This is a genomic window from Nocardia carnea, from assembly GCF_029868855.1.
GTDB lineage: Bacteria > Actinomycetota > Actinomycetes > Mycobacteriales > Mycobacteriaceae > Nocardia > Nocardia carnea_A.
On the sequence record NZ_JARWOV010000055.1, the window covers coordinates 1 to 16,900 of the forward strand.

Genomic DNA, 16,900 nt, shown 5'->3' on the forward strand with positions numbered 1-16,900 from the left:
GATATCGTCAGCGCGCCGGAGCCGCTGCACCTGCTCGCCGCTCTGTACGAGCGCGGTGTCGATATCGATTGGGCGGCCGTGGGTCCCCCCCCGGGCCCCCCGCCCCCGCGCCCCCCCCCCCCCGCGGGGCCCCGCGGTGGTCGCGGCGGACTCCGTCATCACGGATGCCGCTCCCGGGGTGGACATCACCAAGTAACTGTGTCGATGCCCGGCGGCGGGCGAGTGTGAATACGTTCGCTCGCCGCCCGGCCTGCGGATTCCCCCACGAGAATCAGTTCGACTCCGCGCACGCACTGCCCGTTTCGAGCCGAGTTGCGGCAGACCTGGGCACAGACGCGCTCGGACTGCGAGCGACACGACACCGGACATATCGAGCTTCGCCGACGCCGCGACCCGCACCTCTACGGCCGCAATCGGCCAGTGGGCCGACCGAGCCCGCGACGGGTGCCGATCACGACGTCGTCGCTGCCGTTGAGGCGACCGGGTACAGAGGCGGGGCGGCGTGCATCACCATGGACAGCGAGTAGCCGCGACTGTGGCGAGGCCGAGTAGTTGGGTAACTACCCCGGCCTGATCGTCGAGTTCCGGGGTATGGCTGCGGCGCCGTTCACGATCGCCGCCACTCGACGACGCTGCCGACGATGCGACACGGGGCCGCAGCCGGGGCGGTAGTGGTGCCATCGGTGAATCGGCCGGGGTCAGTAGGGAGCAGCACGAACCCGCCGCGATCCGGAGTGGTGCGCAGCACCTCGGCGTCACTGCAGGAGCACGGGCCGGACCTCAGGATCCGGAGTCGACGCCCGGCCCGGCGGGGGCGTCGTAGACCAGGGTGTAGCGCCAGAACAGTCGCCGCCGAATCCGGGCCCCCGGAAGTTCCCGCCCGGCCGCGGCCCGGATCTCCGCCAGACTCTCCCGCGGCTCGGCGGTGGGTGCCCGCATATGCGCCGGCAACATCGTCGCGGACGCCGGATGCTTGATCATTCCGATGATCGGATTGAGAACAGCGGCAGGAAGGGCGACGAGCACGTCGACCGGCCCGGCCGCACGGTAGCAGCCGACGATCACGAGTCGCCCGCCCGGAAGCAGGCACTCGCGTAGTTCACGCATGGCCGGGATCAAGGACAGGTGGTGCAGGACAGCGACAAGGATTACCGCGTCCCAGCGCCGTCGCGGATCGCGCCCGGCAAAACCGGCCTGGACGATTCGCACGGCAGGGTCGCCGGCGAAGCGCTCCGCCGCCGCGCGGGCAGCCGTGGCATCGGGTTCGAGTCCGGTGATCCGAGGGATCCGGCTGCGGAGCCGGGCGATGAGGTTACCCGTCCCGCATCCGATATCCAGCACATCCCGGGCGGCGGAGGCCACCACCCGGCGCTCGACCCACCGGCCGTAGTGATCGTTGTGACTCCACGGATGGCGGCGGTTGAACCGCTCGAGTCTGGTCAGCAGCACCACCGCATTCTGCAGGATCCGGGCGGCTGTCAGCCGAGTGGCGCATCGGGTTCGCCGAGATCGGAACCCGCTCTGCTCGTCTCCCATTCGGCCTTGACCACCGTATACGCCACAGAGTGGCCGTAACCGCGGCGGGCGAGCATTCCGACCAGCCGCCGTATGGCCTTCTCCCGATCGAGCCCCGCGGGCAGCGTGCGCAGTTTGCGGCGCACCAACTCGGTGGCCCGCTCGTGTTCGTCGTCGGCGGTGATGTCCTCGAGCGCGGCCGCCGCTTCCTCGGAGGCCACCCCTTTGCGGCGTAATTCCTGGGCCAGCGCTTGTCTCCCCTTCCCGGAGAAACTGTGCCGCTGCCGCACCCACTGGCGGGCGAATTCCGCATCGTCGACCAGCCCCACCTCGGCCAGCCGGTCGATGGCCTGCCCGATCACATCGGCGGCGAAGCCCTTGGCGGACAGCCGCTGCGTGAGTTCGGCCCGGCTCCGCGCGCGGACCGCGAGCAGCCGGAGGCAGGCTTCTTTCGCCTGTTCCAGAGATCCACCCGGCAGGCTTCCATCGGTAGCACCGCCACCCGGCTTCCGCCGCCCGGCTGCTCCGGAGCCGGACGAACGAATCCGCTGCGGATCGGACTCGTCCGCCCGGCGCCCCCGGCCGGAGCCGGCGGGCGGGCCACCGGTCGCAAGGATTTCTTCCATCCGGCGACGGACCTCCGCCACCGGATCGGGCACATCCGAGCCGCCGGATTCGGAGCGCTGATTCATCGGATCAGAAATCGGCCGGAGTCTCCTCCGTAGCGGTCACATCCGCGCCGATGCCCAGCTTTTCCTTGATCTTCTTCTCGACCTCGTCGCGGATATCGGTGTTTTCCAGCAGGAATTTCCGGGCGTTTTCTTTACCCTGCCCGAGCTGATCGCCCTCGTAGGTGTACCAGGAGCCGGATTTACGGATGAACCCGTGCTCCACCCCCATATCGATGAGCGACCCTTCCTTCGAAATCCCGTGCCCGTACAGGATGTCGAATTCGGCCTGTTTGAACGGCGGGCTCACCTTGTTCTTCACGACCTTCACCCGGGTCCGGTTACCCACCGCATCGCTACCGTCCTTCAGCGTTTCGATACGCCGGACATCGAGGCGAACCGACGCATAGAACTTCAATGCCTTTCCACCCGTCGTGGTTTCGGGGGAACCGAACATGACACCGATCTTCTCGCGCAGCTGATTGATGAAAATCGCGGTGGTGCCGGAATTGTTCAGGGCGCTGGTCATCTTGCGCAGGGCCTGGCTCATCAGGCGGGCCTGCAGGCCGACATGACTGTCGCCCATTTCGCCCTCGATTTCGGCGCGGGGTACCAGCGCGGCGACCGAGTCGATGACGATGATATCGATGGCGCCGGAGCGGACGAGCATATCGGCGATCTCGAGGGCCTGTTCACCGGTATCGGGCTGGGATACCAGCAGGGCATCGGTATCGACGCCGAGCTTGGCGGCGTAATCGGGATCGAGGGCATGCTCGGCATCGATGAAGGCGGCGACTCCGCCGAGTGCCTGCGCGTTGGCCACGGCGTGCAGGGCGACAGTGGTCTTACCCGAGGATTCCGGACCGTAGACCTCCACGATCCGGCCGCGCGGCAGCCCCCCGATACCCAGCGCGACGTCCAGAGCGATGGAACCGGTCGGGATGACCGAGATGGGCTGACGGGCCTCCTCCCCGAGGCGCATCACCGCGCCCTTGCCGAAACTCTTCTCGACCTGTGCGAGCGCGAGTTCCAGCGCCTTGTCGCGGTCATATGCCTGTGGCGCCATCGTGACTCCCCTTTTCACCGGTTGGTTGGTAGTAGGTGGTGTGGTTGGTGCCCACGGTAGCGGGCGGCACCGACAAGTTCCGAGCTCAGCCTAGACGAACAAATGTTCGAGTCAAGCTCCGGATCCGCGCGCCGTCCACCCCGTTTGCGCACCGTTCGCCGACGCGCCCGGGAACAGCAGATCGTTTCACCACCGGGCACGCGGAACATCGAATTCGGCGCACAGCGCGCGCCACACCTCACGGGGATCCACACCGGCTTCGATGGCGGCGGCACCGGTCCGGCCGCCCAGCGCGAGGATGGAGTGATCGTTGAGCAAGGTGTCACCCCGGGTCTCGCCGAATTCGGTGTGCAAGAGTTCTTGGAATTCCGTCAACCGCACGTGCCCGAAGATACCCGTCCCCACACGCTGGGCGGCCCGCGGATAGATCGGCCCGGACCGGCGCCCCGCTGCCGCCGGACAGCTGCCCTCGGCAACGCCACCGACGCCGCGCGGGACGACCCTCCGAACACACCTATCCGGCGGCGATGTTCAGGTTCCGCCCCGATATGGGCGACCGTGAATCAACCTGCCCGGACACCGCCGGCCACCCGGTGGCAGATATCCACCGGGTCCGCGACGTCACCGGCGCCTGCCGCGGCGGTGCGGGCTGCTGCCGCGAAACCGGGTTCGTCCAGGATCCGGCGGGCCGCCGCACGCACGGCATCCGCGGTCAGAGGCCGGATCAGCAGCGAACTCCCCTGCCGCACCGCACGGTTCGCCAGCTCCCACTGATCTCCGCCACCTGGAACCGTCACCACGGGAACCCCCGCGGACAAGGCCTTGGCCAGCAGCCCGTGACCGCCGCCGCCGATCACCACCGACGCCCGGGACAGCAGTTCGTCCTGCCGCCCCAACCCGGCCCGCGCCCAGGACGGCAGATCGGCCGGCGGTTCGTCCAGCATGGAGATCACCACCCGCACCCCGGCCCCGTCGAGCGCCGTCAGGACGGTATCGACCATTCCGTCCACACCGGTGTGCGCGGTGGACGGGGCGACCATCACCAGCGGATCGTCACCGGGCGGCGGTTCGAGGATCCGGTCGGTGGGCTCCCAGAACAGCGGCCCGACGAGATGCGCGTTCTCCGGCCAATCCGGTCGCGGCACTTCCAGTGCGGGCAGCGTGGCGATCAGCCGGGCGGCCGGCCCGGGGTCGGTGGCCGGTAGCCCGACCCCCGCCCGTGCCAGTTCGCGTTGGCGCGTCCCGGCGCGTACCGCGCGAGCCGTGAATTTCCGCAGTACCGCATCGCGCGCACGACCACGCAGCCCGGTTCCCGGTGCGAGACCGCTGCCGATGGGCGGCAGCCCCTTCGACGGAAGATAGAGCGGGTGCGGGGAAAGTTCCACCCACGGCACCCGCAGCCGTTCGGCCGCCATCCCGCCACCGGCCGTCAGCACATCCGATACGACCAGTTCGGGCAGCATGGCGCTGAGCTCGGGCAGGATCTCGGTCGAAATATAGGCCGCCCGTTGATGAATCCGCGCGCCGGCGTCGGCGTCGTCGTCACCTGGGCGTGGCGCCAGACCCTTCAGCCGGCGCACCCCGATCCCGGCCTCCCGGGCGGCCTCGAACCATCGCGGACCGGTGAAGAGCACCGGTTCGTCGCCCGCTTCCAGGAAACGCAGGCATATCGCGATAGCGGGAAACGCGTGGCCCGGATCCGGACCGGCGACAACAGCTACTCGCATCCGCCCAGCCTGCCATGGTCCATTACGTCCGCGTGCGCGGGGCTGGAAGTCCCCGCAATGCCGTTCGGCCGCCGAAACCCTGCGGCGCAACCGTTGCGTAGCCGACCGGTCCACGTACCGCCCGCCCCCGTACCGAGTTCAGAAAGTGAACAGTTCGAAACCGACCGCGCGAGTGGCGGGGAAGCCCGCGATGGGTCCCGTCGTCATCGTCACCACAGCCCGGGCCTGTTCGGCCACCGGCTGTTCCGGATTCAGGACTTCGAGATAGCGCCGGTGTTCCGCCAGAGACGCCTCGGCCGCATCGACGGTGGCGGTGACGTCCACCGCGTGGGTGACGCCGCTGGGTACCGCAACCGCCGCCCAGCGCGCGTTCCATGGCGCGAGATCGGCGATTTCGGGGAAAATCCATTCGTTCCCGGCATCGGATACCGCGTCGAGGCCGGCGCGTCCCACTGCGCGGTGGTCGGCACTGTTGATGAATCCCGGCGCCCAGGTCGGGCCGAAATGCCCGAGGACCACGAGCTCCGGACGATGCCGCCGGATCGCGGCGGCCAGATCGCGCCGCAGGTTCAAGTTCGCTTCCAGCCGGCCGTCCGGGTAGCCGAGGAATTCGACCTCCCGCACCCCGACCACGGCCGCCGAGGCGCGTTCCTCGGCCTCACGGAGCGGACCGGACTGCGCGGGCGGCAGGCCGGCGATACCGGCCTCCCCCGAAGTCGCCAGCAGATACCGGATGTCCTTGCCCTGGCCGGTCCAGCGCGCCACGGCCGCCGCGACCCCGTACTCGATATCGTCGGGGTGCGCGACGATCACCAGGGCGCGCTGCCAGTCCTCGGGAAGAGCGGGAATGGTCGTCATAGGACCATCCTGGCCGATCAACCCCGGCCGGGGCGCGCGACAGCGATCAAACCTTGGTGACGGTGTTGTCGTCCGATCCCGAGATCGCCTTGTAGAGCAGATACAGCCCGAACACCACGGCGCTGATCACCAGGATGGGGAACAGCCCTTTGATCAGTGCGCCGATCACCGCCAGCGCGATCCAGACGACGGCGACTACGCCGATGATCTTCCACAGCATTTTGCCTCCCAGCGTTTGTCTCCTCCGTCGAGCATGGCACCGCGGGAACAGGAAATCACCAGGTGAGAGGCAATATAGGGGGAAGATCAGGGTTGTCCCTGAGTGGGATTTCAGCGGCGGCCGGTGTTGCGCGCGGGTTCGGCGACGGGCGCGGCCAGACCGGGCGCGGCGGGCGGTAGCAGCGGCTCGGGGGCTCGGTCGGCCAGTTCGGTGAGAGCCTGGGCCCAGCCGTCCATCCGGTCGGCGGCCTGGCGCAGGTCGGCGACGATACCGTCGAATTCGTAGCGCAGCGCGCCGGTTTCGTCCACCGCCAGAATCCGCGTGGCTGCGGCCACGACCTGCTCGTATTCGGTGACACCGGTATCGAGCCGCGCGACGATCGATTGCACGGTCTCGTTCAGGCGATGGATATCGGCCGTATCTGCGAGCGGGGCCGCATCACCGCTGAGGGTGCGTATCGCGCCCTCCATGGTGGCGATATCGGTGGCGAGCGCGGTCAGCGCGGCGGCACCGGAGGCCGCGGTGGCCACCAGATCGTCGAGTTCGTCGGCAGGTAGGCGGCGGGTGCGCGCGATCTGGCCGGCCACATCGTGCAGAACTCGTTCGGCGCGGGCCAGTCGCGCTATCGCGGGCCGGGCCGCCGAGCGAGCGGATGGGAGTTTGCGCGGAACATAGCCCGCGAGCGGCAGCGGCGCGCGGCGCAATTGCAGATAGCGCCGGGTACTCAGCGCCGCGCCGGTGACCAGGGCGATAGCGCCACCGCCCAGGACGAGCACGGCCCAGGCGGGTGCGGACAGGATAACCAGGCCGACCGTTCCCGCCGTGGTCAAGCCGGAGGCGGTACTCAGACCGATACTGCGGCGCCGGGCCCGCCGACGGCGGCGGAGTTCACGTTCGCGGGGGTCCGCCCAGCGCCGGACGGCGACGAGCGCATTTTCCCCGGCCGTCCGGAGGGACTCGGCTACGGAGACGGCCTGCTGCGGGAGGTCCGGCCGGGCAGGGTCGAACGCCGGGGCCCCGGCGGGGTACCGGGCTCGATCAGACTTCATATGCTGTCCTCGCCGAACTCTCGTCCCGCTACTGCTGAGCGGTCTGGCCTTTGTTCATCTGCGGTTGGGGCTGGGCCGGCTCGGCGGCGGATTGGCCCGGGTCGATGGCGGCGTTGGCGCCGCCGGCGGGTAGGGCGTCACCACGCATGGACGCCCGGATCTGCTCCAGGCGGCTGTGGCCCGCCATCTGGATACTGGCCTGCTGGACCTCGACCATCCGGCCCTGAACGCTGTTCTGCGCGAGCTCGGCGGAACCGAGGGCGTTGGCGTAGCGGCGTTCGATCTTGTCGCGTACCGCGTCGAGACTGGGAACGCTGCCGGGGGCGGACAGGGTACTGTCCATCTGCTGCAGGGAGGCGCTGACCTGCTCCTGCATTTTGGCCTGTTCGAGCTGGCTGAGCAGTTTGGTGCGTTCGGCGACCTTCTGCTGCAGCAGCATCGCGTTCTGCTCGACCGCCTTCTTGGCCTGCGCGGCGGCCTGCAGCGACTGATCGTGCAGCACCTTGAGGTCTTCGACCGACTGTTCCGCGGTGACCAGCTGCGCGGCGAATGCCTCGGCAGCGTTGGTGTACTGGATCGCCTTCTCGGTATCCCCGGCAGCATTGGCCTGGTCGGCCAGCGAGACCGCCTGCCGGGCGTTCGCGTTGAGCTTCTCCACCTCGTCGAGCTGGCGGTTCAGCTTCATCTCGAGCTGCCGCTGGTTCCCGATCACCGAGGCGGCCTGCTGGGACAGGGCCTGGTGCTGACGTTGCGCTTCTTCGATAGCCTGCTGAATCTGGACCTTCGGATCCGCGTGCTCCTCGATCTTGGAGTCGAAGAGGGCCATCAGATACTTCCAGGCCTTCGTGAACGGATTAGCCATCGGTTGATCCCGCCTCCATCTACTGTGCCGCCTGGGCGACTCGCCAGTGCGCGACCGTCACGCACTCATCGGTACCTATCCTCCACCATGCGGCGCCCGGTACCGGCTACCGAGAAGCGCCGCGTCACGCCGCGGGCGGCCCGCGGACGCCTCCTACGAATCTATCTGCTCCGGTGTGTTACGCGCATTGTCACGATCGGATATACCGCGGCTATGACCGATTCAGGCCGCTTCGACCAGTACGAGCGGACCGTTCGTGGGTGCCGGGATGACAATCCGGGTATCGCCGTCCACCTGCGGCCGGGCGGATCCGGCCGACATCGACGCGGCGGCACCGGCCGGGGCGGGTTCGGCGGCGGCCGGTTCGGCAGCCGGCTCGACGGTGGCCGGTTCGGCGGCGGCCCGTCCGGGCGCAGCGGCCACGGGCAGCTCTTCACCGGCGATGGTGGTGCTCACATCCCACAGGACCCGGGCGAGCGGTACGTCGAGGGCTTCGCAGATCGCCGCCAGCAGTTCGCTGGAAGCCTCCTTACGGCCCCGTTCCACTTCGGACAGGTAGCCCAGGCTCACCCGCGCCGAGGTGGATACTTCACGTAGGGTCCGGCTCTGGGCGAGGCGCGCACGCCGCAGACTGTCCCCGATCGCTTCTCGCAGCAGCGTCATCGAGTTCTCCTTCTCCCGGTAGGCTCGTCGCCTCTGATGCCGCAGCCCACGGCACGCACGCGGTTCTCTCCTGGCACAACGTCGGAACCGGCCCCGGAGGTTCCCGGGCCGGACGCGGAATACCTCACCCGCCGGATGAGGCGACCCGCACACACCGCAGCAGTTCCTGTACCGCGGTGCGAGTCGCTGTGAACCTGATATTCCACCGGTCGCCGGTCAGTTTCAACCGCACCACCTCGGTATGCCCAGGGCCGGCAAGACCGAGATAGACGGTGCCGACCGCGATCCCGTTCTGCGGATCGGGTCCGGCGACTCCGGTCAGTGCTATCCCCCAGTCGGCAGCGCATGTGGTTCGCGCGCCGACCGCGAGCTGTTCGGCGGTACTCGCCGCCACCGGCCCCTCACCGGCCAGCACCTGTTCGTCGACCCCGGCGAGGTGGTGTTTGAGATCGGTCGCGTACACCACCAGCCCGCCGCGCAGCACCGCACTGGCCCCGGGGACCCCGGCGATCGTGGCGGCGACCAGGCCCGCGGTGAGCGATTCCGCAGTCGCGACCGTGTGGCCGTTGTCCCGCAAAGCGGCCACGAGTTCCGCGGCAGCGGTCTCGCCGGTGAGCGGGTCGGCCGTGGTCATCGGCGGCTGCGATGCGGCCCGGCCAGCCACAGCCGCACGGCTTGGCCGACGTAGTCCAGTCCGGTCACCACCGTCAGCGACAACGCGATCCACATCAGCACCATTCCCGCGGTCGCGAAACCGCCGGCCAGCGGCAACAGCAGGACACCGATCGCCAGCGACTGGACGAGGGTTTTCAGTTTGCCGCCGCGGCCTGCCGGTATGACCCCGCGCCGCACCACCGCCAGCCGCAGCAGTGTGATTCCTATTTCGCGGGCACAGATGACGGCGGTCATCCACCACGCCAGATCGCCGAGGACGGACAGCCCGATCAACGCGGAGCCGATGAGTGCTTTGTCGGCGATGGGGTCGGCCAGTTTGCCGAAATCTGTGACCAGACCGTATTTGCGGGCCAGCTGGCCGTCGAAGCGGTCGGTGATCGCGGCGAGGGCGAACAGCACTGTCGCGGTGATACGCCAGCCGGTGGCGTGCCCGCCGTCGGCGAACAGGGCCAGCACGAACAAGGGAACCAGCGCGATCCGCGCCATGGTGAGGATATTGGCGATGTTGAGCAGTGGGACCGCCGATTCGGCGGGTGCCGGTACCCGCTCCCCGCGCGGCGGCGCGGGGGCAGCGAGCCGCCGGTCCATCTCTTCGGGGTGCACGCTCATGGCCGCCCCTGCGCGTACGCGCCCCATCGACCGTTGGCCGCGGCGAATCTGCGTCCGTGCGCTGCAGCACGAGCCGGTCGCCGCACCGGCGCGCCGGGATACCGGCGCGAGGTCGAGCGGGGGGGCTGGGTCTGCGGCACACACTCAGACTATCGGTACGTCCGCCGACTACTGTGCACCCCATGACCTCACGGGGACCCCTGGGCAGCGCGACCGGCGATGCGCCCGGTACGCAGACCGCCTCGGTGCGAGTGCGTCGCGCTCGCACATCCGATGTCCCGGCGATCAAATCGCTCGTCGATGTGTACGCAGGCCGGATCCTGCTGGAGAAGAACCTCGTCAACCTGTACGAATCCGTGCAGGAGTTCTGGGTCGCCGAACTCGGTGACCGCGTGGTGGGGTGTGGGGCCCTGCATGTGCTGTGGGCGGATCTCGGTGAGGTGCGCACGGTGGCGGTGGCGCCCGATGTGAAGGGACACGGTGTGGGCAAACTCATCGTGGACCAGCTCATCGAGGTGGCCCGCGAACTCGAGCTGAGCCGGTTGTTCGTACTCACCTTCGAGGTGGAGTTCTTCGCCCGGCACGGTTTCGCCGAGATCGACGGCACACCGGTGACAGCGGAGGTCTACGCGGAGATGTGCCGGTCCTACGACACGGGTGTCGCGGAGTTCCTGGATCTCAGTTATGTGAAACCGAACACGCTGGGCAACACCCGGATGTTGCGCACACTCTGAGGCGGTTCGAACCCCGGCGTCCGCCGAGCCCGGCGGGCCGGCCGGAGGCGGCGCATTAAAGTCGTGCCGTGCCGATCTTCGCCGTTCATTACACGTACTCCGATGCCACGTCCGCCGAACGCGATAGGCATCGCCCCCGTCACCGGGCTTGGCTCGCCGATCATCTCGCGGCAGAAACGCTGCTGAGCAGCGGACCCTATCCGGACGGTTCAGGCGCGCTGCTGTTGTTCCGCGCCGTGGATTCCCAGGCCCTCGGGCAGCTGCTGGCGGCCGACCCGTTCGCGCAGGAGGGCTTGATCGACGAGGTTCGGGCGGTCGAATGGCAGCCGGTCCTCGGTGCATTCGCCGGCTGACGGATACCGCGTACCGGCCGGTGCGATGCGGCCGATACGCGGTCCGAATTATTCCTTCGGTTCCGCCGACTGTGGCCGCGCCTTGCCCCGGGTTCGTAGCAGACTGGCCACCGTCGCGATCACCAGAATGCCCATGATCACCGAAAGCGACAGTCCCGTCGAGATCTCCGGCACACTCACGTGCTCGCCGCCGTTGATGAACGGCAGGGTGTTCTCGTGCAGGGCGTGCAGGACCAGTTTCACGCCGATGAAGGCCAGGATCGCGGACAATCCGTAGGACAGGTACACCAGCCGGTCGAGCAGGCCGCCGATCAAGAAGTACAGCTGGCGCAGACCCATCAGCGCGAACGCGTTCGCGGTGAACACGATGTAGGGCTCTTCGGTGAGTCCGTAGATCGCCGGGATGGAATCGAGCGCGAACAGCAGATCGGCGAAGCCGATGGCCAGCAGCGCCAGCAACATCGGGGTGACCACCCGGCGGCCGTCGATCCGGGTGATCAGTTTGTCGCCGTCGTAGTTCTCGGTGGTCGGCACCAGCCGTTTGGTCAGCGCGACTATACGACTGTCGCGTTTTTGTTCTCCCTCGACCTCGTGCCCGCTCTCCCGCACCATCTTGATCGCGGTATAGACCAGGAACAGGCCGAACAGATAGAAGACCCAGCTGAACGCACTGATCGCGGCGGCGCCGACGGCGATGAAAACACCGCGCATCACCAACGCGACCACGATGCCGATCAAAAGCACTTTCTGCTGGTAGATCCGCGGCACCGCGAAGGTGGACATGATGATGAGGAAGATGAACAGGTTGTCCACCGAGAGCGCCTTCTCGGTGACGAAACCGGCGTAGTACTCGCCGGCGTAGGTGCCGCCCCATTTCCAGGCGACGAGGCCGCCGAAGGCGAGCGCCAGGCCGATGTACACCGCCGACCAGAAACCGGATTCACGGAAGGTCGGCTCGTGTGGGGTGCGTACGTGTGCGAAGAAGTCGAAGACGAACAGGCCGAGGATCACCAGGATGGTGATCACCCAGATGAGAGCGGTTACCTGCATGCGGTGATCCGTTCAGCGGTACGAGTCATGAAGACAATCATGCCCGATATGCCCGATTCGGTCGTGTTGCGGGGTGATTGCCGGTTATCCTCGCACACCTGTCGCGAAGGGGGCCCGGGGGCACGACCCCTTTCCGTCACTGTTCTTCCGGATCCGGGTTCTCGTCCCCGCCGCCGCGGATCGACCAGAGCAGACCATCGAGCTCATCCGGTTTCACCAGTACATCGCGCGCCTTGGACCCTTCGCTCGGACCCACCACGCCGCGGGTCTCCATCAGGTCCATCAACCGCCCCGCCTTGGCGAACCCGACCCGCAACTTGCGCTGCAACATCGAGGTGGAACCGAATTGGGAGGTCACCACCAGCTCGACGGCCTGGAGAAGAACATCGAGGTCGTCACCGATATCCGGATCGACGTCCTTCTTCTCGCCCGCCTTGGCGGCCGTGACGCCCTCGGTGTACTCCGGCTCGGCCTGGTTCTTGGTGAACTCGACGACCCCGTGGATTTCCTCGTCGCTGATGAAGGCGCCCTGCAGGCGGGTCGGCTTCCCGGCACCCATAGGCAGGAACAGGCCGTCGCCCATACCGATGAGCTTCTCGGCACCGGGTTGGTCGAGAATGACCCGCGAATCGGTGAGCGAGGAGGTCGCGAAGGCCAGCCGCGAGGGCACATTGGTCTTGATGAGACCGGTCACCACATCGACCGACGGCCGCTGCGTGGCCAGGACGAGGTGGATACCGGCGGCCCGGGCCTTCTGGGTGATCCGCACGATGGCGTCCTCGACATCGCGCGGCGCGGTCATCATGAGATCGGCGAGTTCGTCGACGATGGCCAGGATGTACGGGTAGGGCCGGTAGACACGTTCGCTGCCCAGCGGCGTGGTGATGGCGCCGGATTTCACCTTCCGGTTGAAATCGTCGATATGGCGCACCTTGCTGGCCTGCATGTCCTGATAGCGCTGCTCCATCTCCTCGACCAGCCAGGCCAGCGCCGCGGCGGCCTTCTTCGGCTGGGTGATGATGGGGGTGATCAGATGCGGGATACCCTCGTACGGCGTGAGCTCCACCATCTTGGGGTCGATCAGGATCATCCGGACCTCGTCCGGAGTGGACCGCTGCAGCAGCGATACCAGCATCGAGTTGACGAAACTGGACTTACCGGAACCGGTGGAGCCGGCCACCAGCAGATGCGGCATCTTGGCCAGATTCGCCGCCAGGAACTCCCCCTCGATGTTCTTACCGAGGCCGATCACCAGCGGATGGTGGTCGTTGCGGGTGGACGGCGCCTTCAGTACATCGGCCAGCCGCACCAGTTCCCGGTCGGCATTGGGCACCTCGATACCGACGGCGGATTTCCCCGGGATGGGGGCGAGCAGGCGCACGTTCTCGGTCGCCACGGCATAGGCGATATTGCGGGTCAGTGCGGTGATCTTCTCGACCTTCACACCCGGCCCGAGTTCGACCTCATAGCGGGTGACCGTCGGCCCGCGAACGAATCCGGTGACGGCCGCATCGATCTTGAACTGCACCAGGACCTCGGTGATCGCCTCGATCATCGATTCGTTGGCGGCACTGCGGCGGCGCGGCGGATCCCCGTCGACCAGCAGATTCATCGGCGGCAGGGTGTAATCGCCCTCGGCCACCCGGTCCGCGACGAATTCCGGCTCCGGTTCCGGCAGTGGAGGCTGGTCGACCGGCGCCGCGGCAGCGGGTTTGCGCTTCTTGCGGCCGGCCGGTTTCTCCTCTCCGGCCGCCGCGATCGGTTTGGCATCGCGGAGCGGGGGTTCACCCGCACCGTCCGGTCCAACCGGCGGCCCGGTGAATTCGTCGGCCGGGTAGTTGTCGGCCGGGGCGCGGCCACGGCGGCGGGACCGCCCGGCCGGTTCGACCGGATCGAACTCGTCGATCGGGTCGTGCCCGTCGCGATAGTCGTCCTCGTACCCGGGGGCGCCGAAGAATTCCCGCAACCGCTGCGGCGCCTCACGGACCGTCGTTCCGGTCAGCAGCAGCACACCGAACACCATGGCCAGCAACAGAATCGGGACCGAGAGCCAGGCCGTGAGACCGTCGGTGACCGGACCGCCGATGACGAAACCGACGAAACCGGCGGCGTCGGCGCGTCCGGCGGCATCGCTGGGACCGCCGTCGGCGATATGCCACAGCCCGAGGAACGGCAACCCGATCAGCAAGCCACCCAGCACCAGGCGCGGGCGGATCTCCGGCCGGGGTTCGGTACGCATGAGCACGACGGCGATACCGGCGGCCACGAAGGGCAGGACCGAGGACGCCGAGCCGGTGATCGCGCGGATCAGACCGTCCACCCAGCGCCCGATCGGACCGCCTGCCGACAGCCAGACCGCGGCCGCGATCACGGCGCTGACGGCGATCAGCCCCAGCGCGACACCGTCGCGGCGATGCCCGTGCTCGATCTCCCCCGCCCGGCTGATCGCGCGGGTGGTGGCGCCGACGCCCCGGGCTGCCATGGTCCATCCGCCACTCACCAACCGGGTGAATACGGCGAGCGGGGCGGTATCCGAACGCCGCGGTGGGGCGGGACGGCGTGTGGTGCGCCGGGCGCGGGTGGCGGGCGCCTTACGCGCCGCGCCCTGCTGTGCGGTTTTACGCGCCGGGCCCTGGGCCCGTGCCGCGCCGTCCGATCGTCGCGTGCCCGAACGAGAACGGGCCGCGGTGGTCCGCCCCCGAGCCGATCCCGCCCGCGCACCCGGTGTGGTTGTGCCGCGGGACTTACCTGCCATGGGCTCAGGCTAGCCGCAACAACCCCATCCGGACCATCCGCAACACTGGTATCGGGCTGGGCGGCCATGGTGATTCTGACCGCCCACTGCCGGGCCGGGGCCTGGGCGCGGCCGTTTTCCGCTGCCCGGAGGGCACCGGAACGGGCCGCATGCGCCGACGGGAATCAGATCGAACGATCTGATTCGAGCACCTGCCGGACGGCCTCCGGTTCCCCGTCCGATTCGATCCGGACCTGTTCGCGCCCGAATGCGTGCAGCAGCAATTCGGCGGGGGTGCCGGTCAGGGTCACCACGGGACCGGGCTTGTCCACCACCCGGACCCGGTCCCCCGCCGGGGTCGACAGTTCCACCGCGACCGGAGATTTGCGGTAAGCCATCTTCCCGGTCCGCCGCAGGACCGACCACAGGCGATGCTGATCCTGTTCGGGCAGCTCCCGTGGCTCCCAGCCGGGCCGCGCCCGACGGACATCCTCGTGGTGGACGAACATTTCGCTGAGATTGGCGATCGCGTCCACCGGACGCAGCGGCGACCACCACGGCGGGCCGGTGCGGATTTTCTCCAGCAGCTCCGCGAACGGACGCTGCGCGGCTTCGTCCTGCCGCCGCCGCAGATAACCGGCGAAGGGGCGCAACATGATCCCGGGCGCGGCGTCCGGGCGACGCTCCCGGACGACCAGGTGTGCCGCGAGGTCGCGCACCGTCCAGTCTCCGCATAGGGTTGGCGCGTCCGGCCCGGTCTCGTTCATCGTTTCGACCAATGCACGGCGTTCACGCTGAGCCAAGTTCACACGATGAATCTAGCCGAGACCCAGCCATCGGGGAGGGGATGAGAACCGAACCGGTTGCTACGCAGCAGAGATGCTCTGTACTTTGTCATTCGGTCCATAGGGTCGTGGACCGATACACACAGAATGGGAACACCATTGAAGAAGATTCTCACCGTTGCCGCCGTTCTGGTGGCGACCGTCGGTTCGATGTTCGCCGCTTCCGTGGCACCTGCACACGCGCAGTACAGCAGCTACTACGGCGCCATCGCGGTCTCGTTGTCGACCGGTGACTACGGATGGTCATACGACTACGACAGCTACGCCGAAGCCGAAGCGGCCGCCGAGGACCGGTGCGGTGCCGCGGATTGTGTCGCCAAGATCTCCTGGCGCAACGGCTGCGGTGCCCTGGCGGTATCGGACAACTGGCTGAGCTACGGATCCGGTTCCACCCGCTCCGCGGCGCGGTCGGAGGCGCTGGCCAACAACCCGGGTAACGCCTACATCGAGCACTGGAACTGCACTTCCGGCTACGACCTGTGAGTTCGTACCGACCACCTTTTCCGGCCGGCGCCGAATTCGCCGATTACCTGCGTAGGGGAAACAGAACTGTGAAAATCCGTCCGATCCGGGTCGTGGCCGCCGTAACGATGGCCGCCGCCGCCCTCACCTTCACCGCATGCTCGTCCACCGAGGAATCCTCCACCGAGGCGGCTGCCACCAGCACCGAAGCCGCCGCCGAGTTCGAACCGGGTAAAACCCAGGACGGCCGGGAGGAAGGTAAGGCGCCGGCCACCACCGCGGCTCCGAACCTGCCCAAGCCGACGGTCGAGGAACTCAACGACAAACTCACCCGGGCGCTGGACGGTGCGGTGAGTGAAGAAGAGAAGCTGGGCTTCATCGAGGATGCCGAACAGGATCCGCAGCTTGTCGACAAGCTGGTCGAGGCGGCCAAGAAGAACGAAGTGACGGTAAAGATCACCAACGTCGGCGAACCGGCCGAGGGCAAGGTGAAGGCGGATGCCGAGGTCACCATCGCCGGAAGCCCGGTCGAGAACGCTTCGGTCGATTTCGTCGCCGAGGGCGATCAGTGGAAGATCGCGCACGATTTCGCGTGCAATATCGTGAAGTCCGCGGAGCTCGATTCGGCGGCCTGCCAGCCCGAAGCCTGATCCGCGCGACCGGTACCGGACACCGGAAAAACCCCCCCGGGGGGATGGCACCCCCGGGGTTTTGGGGGTTTTGCCCCCCGGGGGCACCCCCCCCCCCCGGGGGGGGGGGGGCCGCCCGTAGGGGGGGCGCCCGAAAAGGGCCCGCCCCGGGGGGTATGGG

19 protein-coding genes are annotated in these 16,900 nt (G+C 68.0%); 4 read left to right on the plus strand and 15 right to left on the minus strand.

All coding sequences use genetic code 11. From position 1 onward, the window contains the following. Window positions 1-780 precede the first annotated feature (780 nt). From QH195_RS04790 to pgsA, 12 genes are all read right to left on the minus strand, one after another. Window positions 781-1,449: a class I SAM-dependent methyltransferase gene (locus QH195_RS04790; RefSeq protein WP_280434453.1), complete on the minus strand. Its 669-nt coding sequence runs from the start codon at window positions 1,447-1,449 to the stop codon at window positions 781-783. A gap of 29 nt (window positions 1,450-1,478) precedes the next feature. Continuing rightward, window positions 1,479-2,141, minus strand: coding sequence for a recombination regulator RecX (gene recX / locus QH195_RS04795; protein ID WP_432278294.1), 663 nt, complete (start codon window positions 2,139-2,141; stop codon window positions 1,479-1,481). 70 nt (window positions 2,142-2,211) lie between these two features. Then, entirely contained in the window at window positions 2,212-3,249 is a 1,038-nt protein-coding gene (gene recA / locus QH195_RS04800) for a recombinase RecA (protein WP_280423983.1), read from the minus strand. A 186-nt stretch (window positions 3,250-3,435) separates the two neighbouring features. Continuing rightward, on the minus strand, window positions 3,436-3,630 hold the full coding sequence (locus QH195_RS04805) for a DUF3046 domain-containing protein (protein WP_280423984.1): 195 nt from the start codon (window positions 3,628-3,630) through the stop codon (window positions 3,436-3,438). Window positions 3,631-3,812: 182 nt separating this feature from the next. Next, on the minus strand, window positions 3,813-4,976 hold the full coding sequence (locus QH195_RS04810) for a glycosyltransferase (RefSeq protein WP_280434454.1): 1,164 nt from the start codon (window positions 4,974-4,976) through the stop codon (window positions 3,813-3,815). 138 nt (window positions 4,977-5,114) lie between these two features. Next, entirely contained in the window at window positions 5,115-5,825 is a 711-nt protein-coding gene (locus tag QH195_RS04815; RefSeq protein ID WP_280434460.1) for a PIG-L deacetylase family protein, read from the minus strand. 55 nt (window positions 5,826-5,880) lie between these two features. Further along, a complete protein-coding gene (locus QH195_RS04820) occupies window positions 5,881-6,054 on the minus strand; it encodes a hypothetical protein (protein WP_168443547.1) in 174 nt (57 codons plus the stop codon). A gap of 110 nt (window positions 6,055-6,164) precedes the next feature. Beyond that, a complete protein-coding gene (gene pspM, locus QH195_RS04825) occupies window positions 6,165-7,103 on the minus strand; it encodes a phage shock envelope stress response protein PspM (RefSeq protein WP_280434455.1) in 939 nt (312 codons plus the stop codon). A 28-nt stretch (window positions 7,104-7,131) separates the two neighbouring features. Further along, the gene (gene pspA, locus QH195_RS04830) at window positions 7,132-7,965 is read right to left on the minus strand and encodes a phage shock protein PspA (protein WP_280423987.1); all 834 of its coding nucleotides are present in this window, start codon (window positions 7,963-7,965) and stop codon (window positions 7,132-7,134) included. A 222-nt stretch (window positions 7,966-8,187) separates the two neighbouring features. Further along, window positions 8,188-8,628 (minus strand): helix-turn-helix domain-containing protein, encoded by a 441-nt coding sequence (locus QH195_RS04835; protein ID WP_280423988.1) that lies wholly within the window; start codon window positions 8,626-8,628, stop codon window positions 8,188-8,190. Between the two features lie 124 nt (window positions 8,629-8,752). Beyond that, window positions 8,753-9,262 (minus strand): CinA family protein, encoded by a 510-nt coding sequence (locus tag QH195_RS04840; RefSeq protein WP_280434456.1) that lies wholly within the window; start codon window positions 9,260-9,262, stop codon window positions 8,753-8,755. Continuing rightward, complete coding sequence (gene pgsA / locus QH195_RS04845) at window positions 9,259-9,912, minus strand: CDP-diacylglycerol--glycerol-3-phosphate 3-phosphatidyltransferase (RefSeq protein WP_432278292.1); 654 nt, start codon at window positions 9,910-9,912, stop codon at window positions 9,259-9,261. The genes QH195_RS04840 and pgsA overlap by 4 nt, the downstream gene beginning before the upstream one ends. Window positions 9,913-10,094: 182 nt before the next feature. Between pgsA and QH195_RS04850 the strand changes: the two genes are divergently transcribed. Together QH195_RS04850 and QH195_RS04855 are read left to right on the plus strand one after the other, a co-directional pair. Then, window positions 10,095-10,646 carry an amino-acid N-acetyltransferase gene (locus QH195_RS04850; protein ID WP_280423990.1) on the plus strand — a complete coding sequence of 184 codons (552 nt, stop codon included), beginning with the start codon at window positions 10,095-10,097 and terminating at the stop codon, window positions 10,644-10,646. 68 nt (window positions 10,647-10,714) lie between these two features. Beyond that, window positions 10,715-10,999, plus strand: coding sequence for a YciI family protein (locus tag QH195_RS04855; protein ID WP_280434457.1), 285 nt, complete (start codon window positions 10,715-10,717; stop codon window positions 10,997-10,999). 48 nt (window positions 11,000-11,047) lie between these two features. Here the strand turns inward: QH195_RS04855 and QH195_RS04860 are convergent, their stop codons facing one another. From QH195_RS04860 to QH195_RS04870, 3 genes are all read right to left on the minus strand, one after another. After that, window positions 11,048-12,049 (minus strand): TerC family protein, encoded by a 1,002-nt coding sequence (locus QH195_RS04860; protein ID WP_280434458.1) that lies wholly within the window; start codon window positions 12,047-12,049, stop codon window positions 11,048-11,050. A gap of 136 nt (window positions 12,050-12,185) precedes the next feature. Next, window positions 12,186-14,804, minus strand: coding sequence for a DNA translocase FtsK (locus QH195_RS04865; protein WP_280434459.1), 2,619 nt, complete (start codon window positions 14,802-14,804; stop codon window positions 12,186-12,188). 164 nt (window positions 14,805-14,968) lie between these two features. Continuing rightward, window positions 14,969-15,592 carry a TIGR03085 family metal-binding protein gene (locus tag QH195_RS04870; RefSeq protein ID WP_280423994.1) on the minus strand — a complete coding sequence of 208 codons (624 nt, stop codon included), beginning with the start codon at window positions 15,590-15,592 and terminating at the stop codon, window positions 14,969-14,971. 123 nt (window positions 15,593-15,715) lie between these two features. On the opposite strand from QH195_RS04870, the gene QH195_RS04875 reads away from it, so the two are divergent. Together QH195_RS04875 and QH195_RS04880 are read left to right on the plus strand one after the other, a co-directional pair. Continuing rightward, window positions 15,716-16,111: a DUF4189 domain-containing protein gene (locus tag QH195_RS04875; protein WP_280423995.1), complete on the plus strand. Its 396-nt coding sequence runs from the start codon at window positions 15,716-15,718 to the stop codon at window positions 16,109-16,111. A gap of 92 nt (window positions 16,112-16,203) precedes the next feature. After that, window positions 16,204-16,740 (plus strand): hypothetical protein, encoded by a 537-nt coding sequence (locus QH195_RS04880; protein ID WP_280423996.1) that lies wholly within the window; start codon window positions 16,204-16,206, stop codon window positions 16,738-16,740. Window positions 16,741-16,900 lie beyond the last annotated feature (160 nt).

Bases quoted from the DNA above. Each gene is read 5' to 3' on its own strand.
- recX (WP_432278294.1), bottom strand. From the start codon at position 2,141: ATGGAAGAAATCCTTGCGACCGGTGGCCCGCCCGCCGGCTCCGGCCGG.
- recA (WP_280423983.1), bottom strand. From the start codon at position 3,249: ATGGCGCCACAGGCATATGACCGCGACAAGGCGCTGGAACTCGCGCTC.
- QH195_RS04810 (WP_280434454.1), bottom strand. From the start codon at position 4,976: ATGCGAGTAGCTGTTGTCGCCGGTCCGGATCCGGGCCACGCGTTTCCC.
- QH195_RS04820 (WP_168443547.1), bottom strand. From the start codon at position 6,054: ATGCTGTGGAAGATCATCGGCGTAGTCGCCGTCGTCTGGATCGCGCTG.
- pspM (WP_280434455.1), bottom strand. From the start codon at position 7,103: ATGAAGTCTGATCGAGCCCGGTACCCCGCCGGGGCCCCGGCGTTCGAC.
- pspA (WP_280423987.1), bottom strand. From the start codon at position 7,965: ATGGCTAATCCGTTCACGAAGGCCTGGAAGTATCTGATGGCCCTCTTC.
- QH195_RS04835 (WP_280423988.1), bottom strand. From the start codon at position 8,628: ATGACGCTGCTGCGAGAAGCGATCGGGGACAGTCTGCGGCGTGCGCGC.
- QH195_RS04840 (WP_280434456.1), bottom strand. From the start codon at position 9,262: ATGACCACGGCCGACCCGCTCACCGGCGAGACCGCTGCCGCGGAACTC.
- pgsA (WP_432278292.1), bottom strand. From the start codon at position 9,912: ATGAGCGTGCACCCCGAAGAGATGGACCGGCGGCTCGCTGCCCCCGCG.
- QH195_RS04850 (WP_280423990.1), top strand. From the start codon at position 10,095: ATGACCTCACGGGGACCCCTGGGCAGCGCGACCGGCGATGCGCCCGGT.
- QH195_RS04860 (WP_280434458.1), bottom strand. From the start codon at position 12,049: ATGCAGGTAACCGCTCTCATCTGGGTGATCACCATCCTGGTGATCCTC.
- QH195_RS04865 (WP_280434459.1), bottom strand. From the start codon at position 14,804: ATGGCAGGTAAGTCCCGCGGCACAACCACACCGGGTGCGCGGGCGGGA.
- QH195_RS04875 (WP_280423995.1), top strand. From the start codon at position 15,716: ATGGGAACACCATTGAAGAAGATTCTCACCGTTGCCGCCGTTCTGGTG.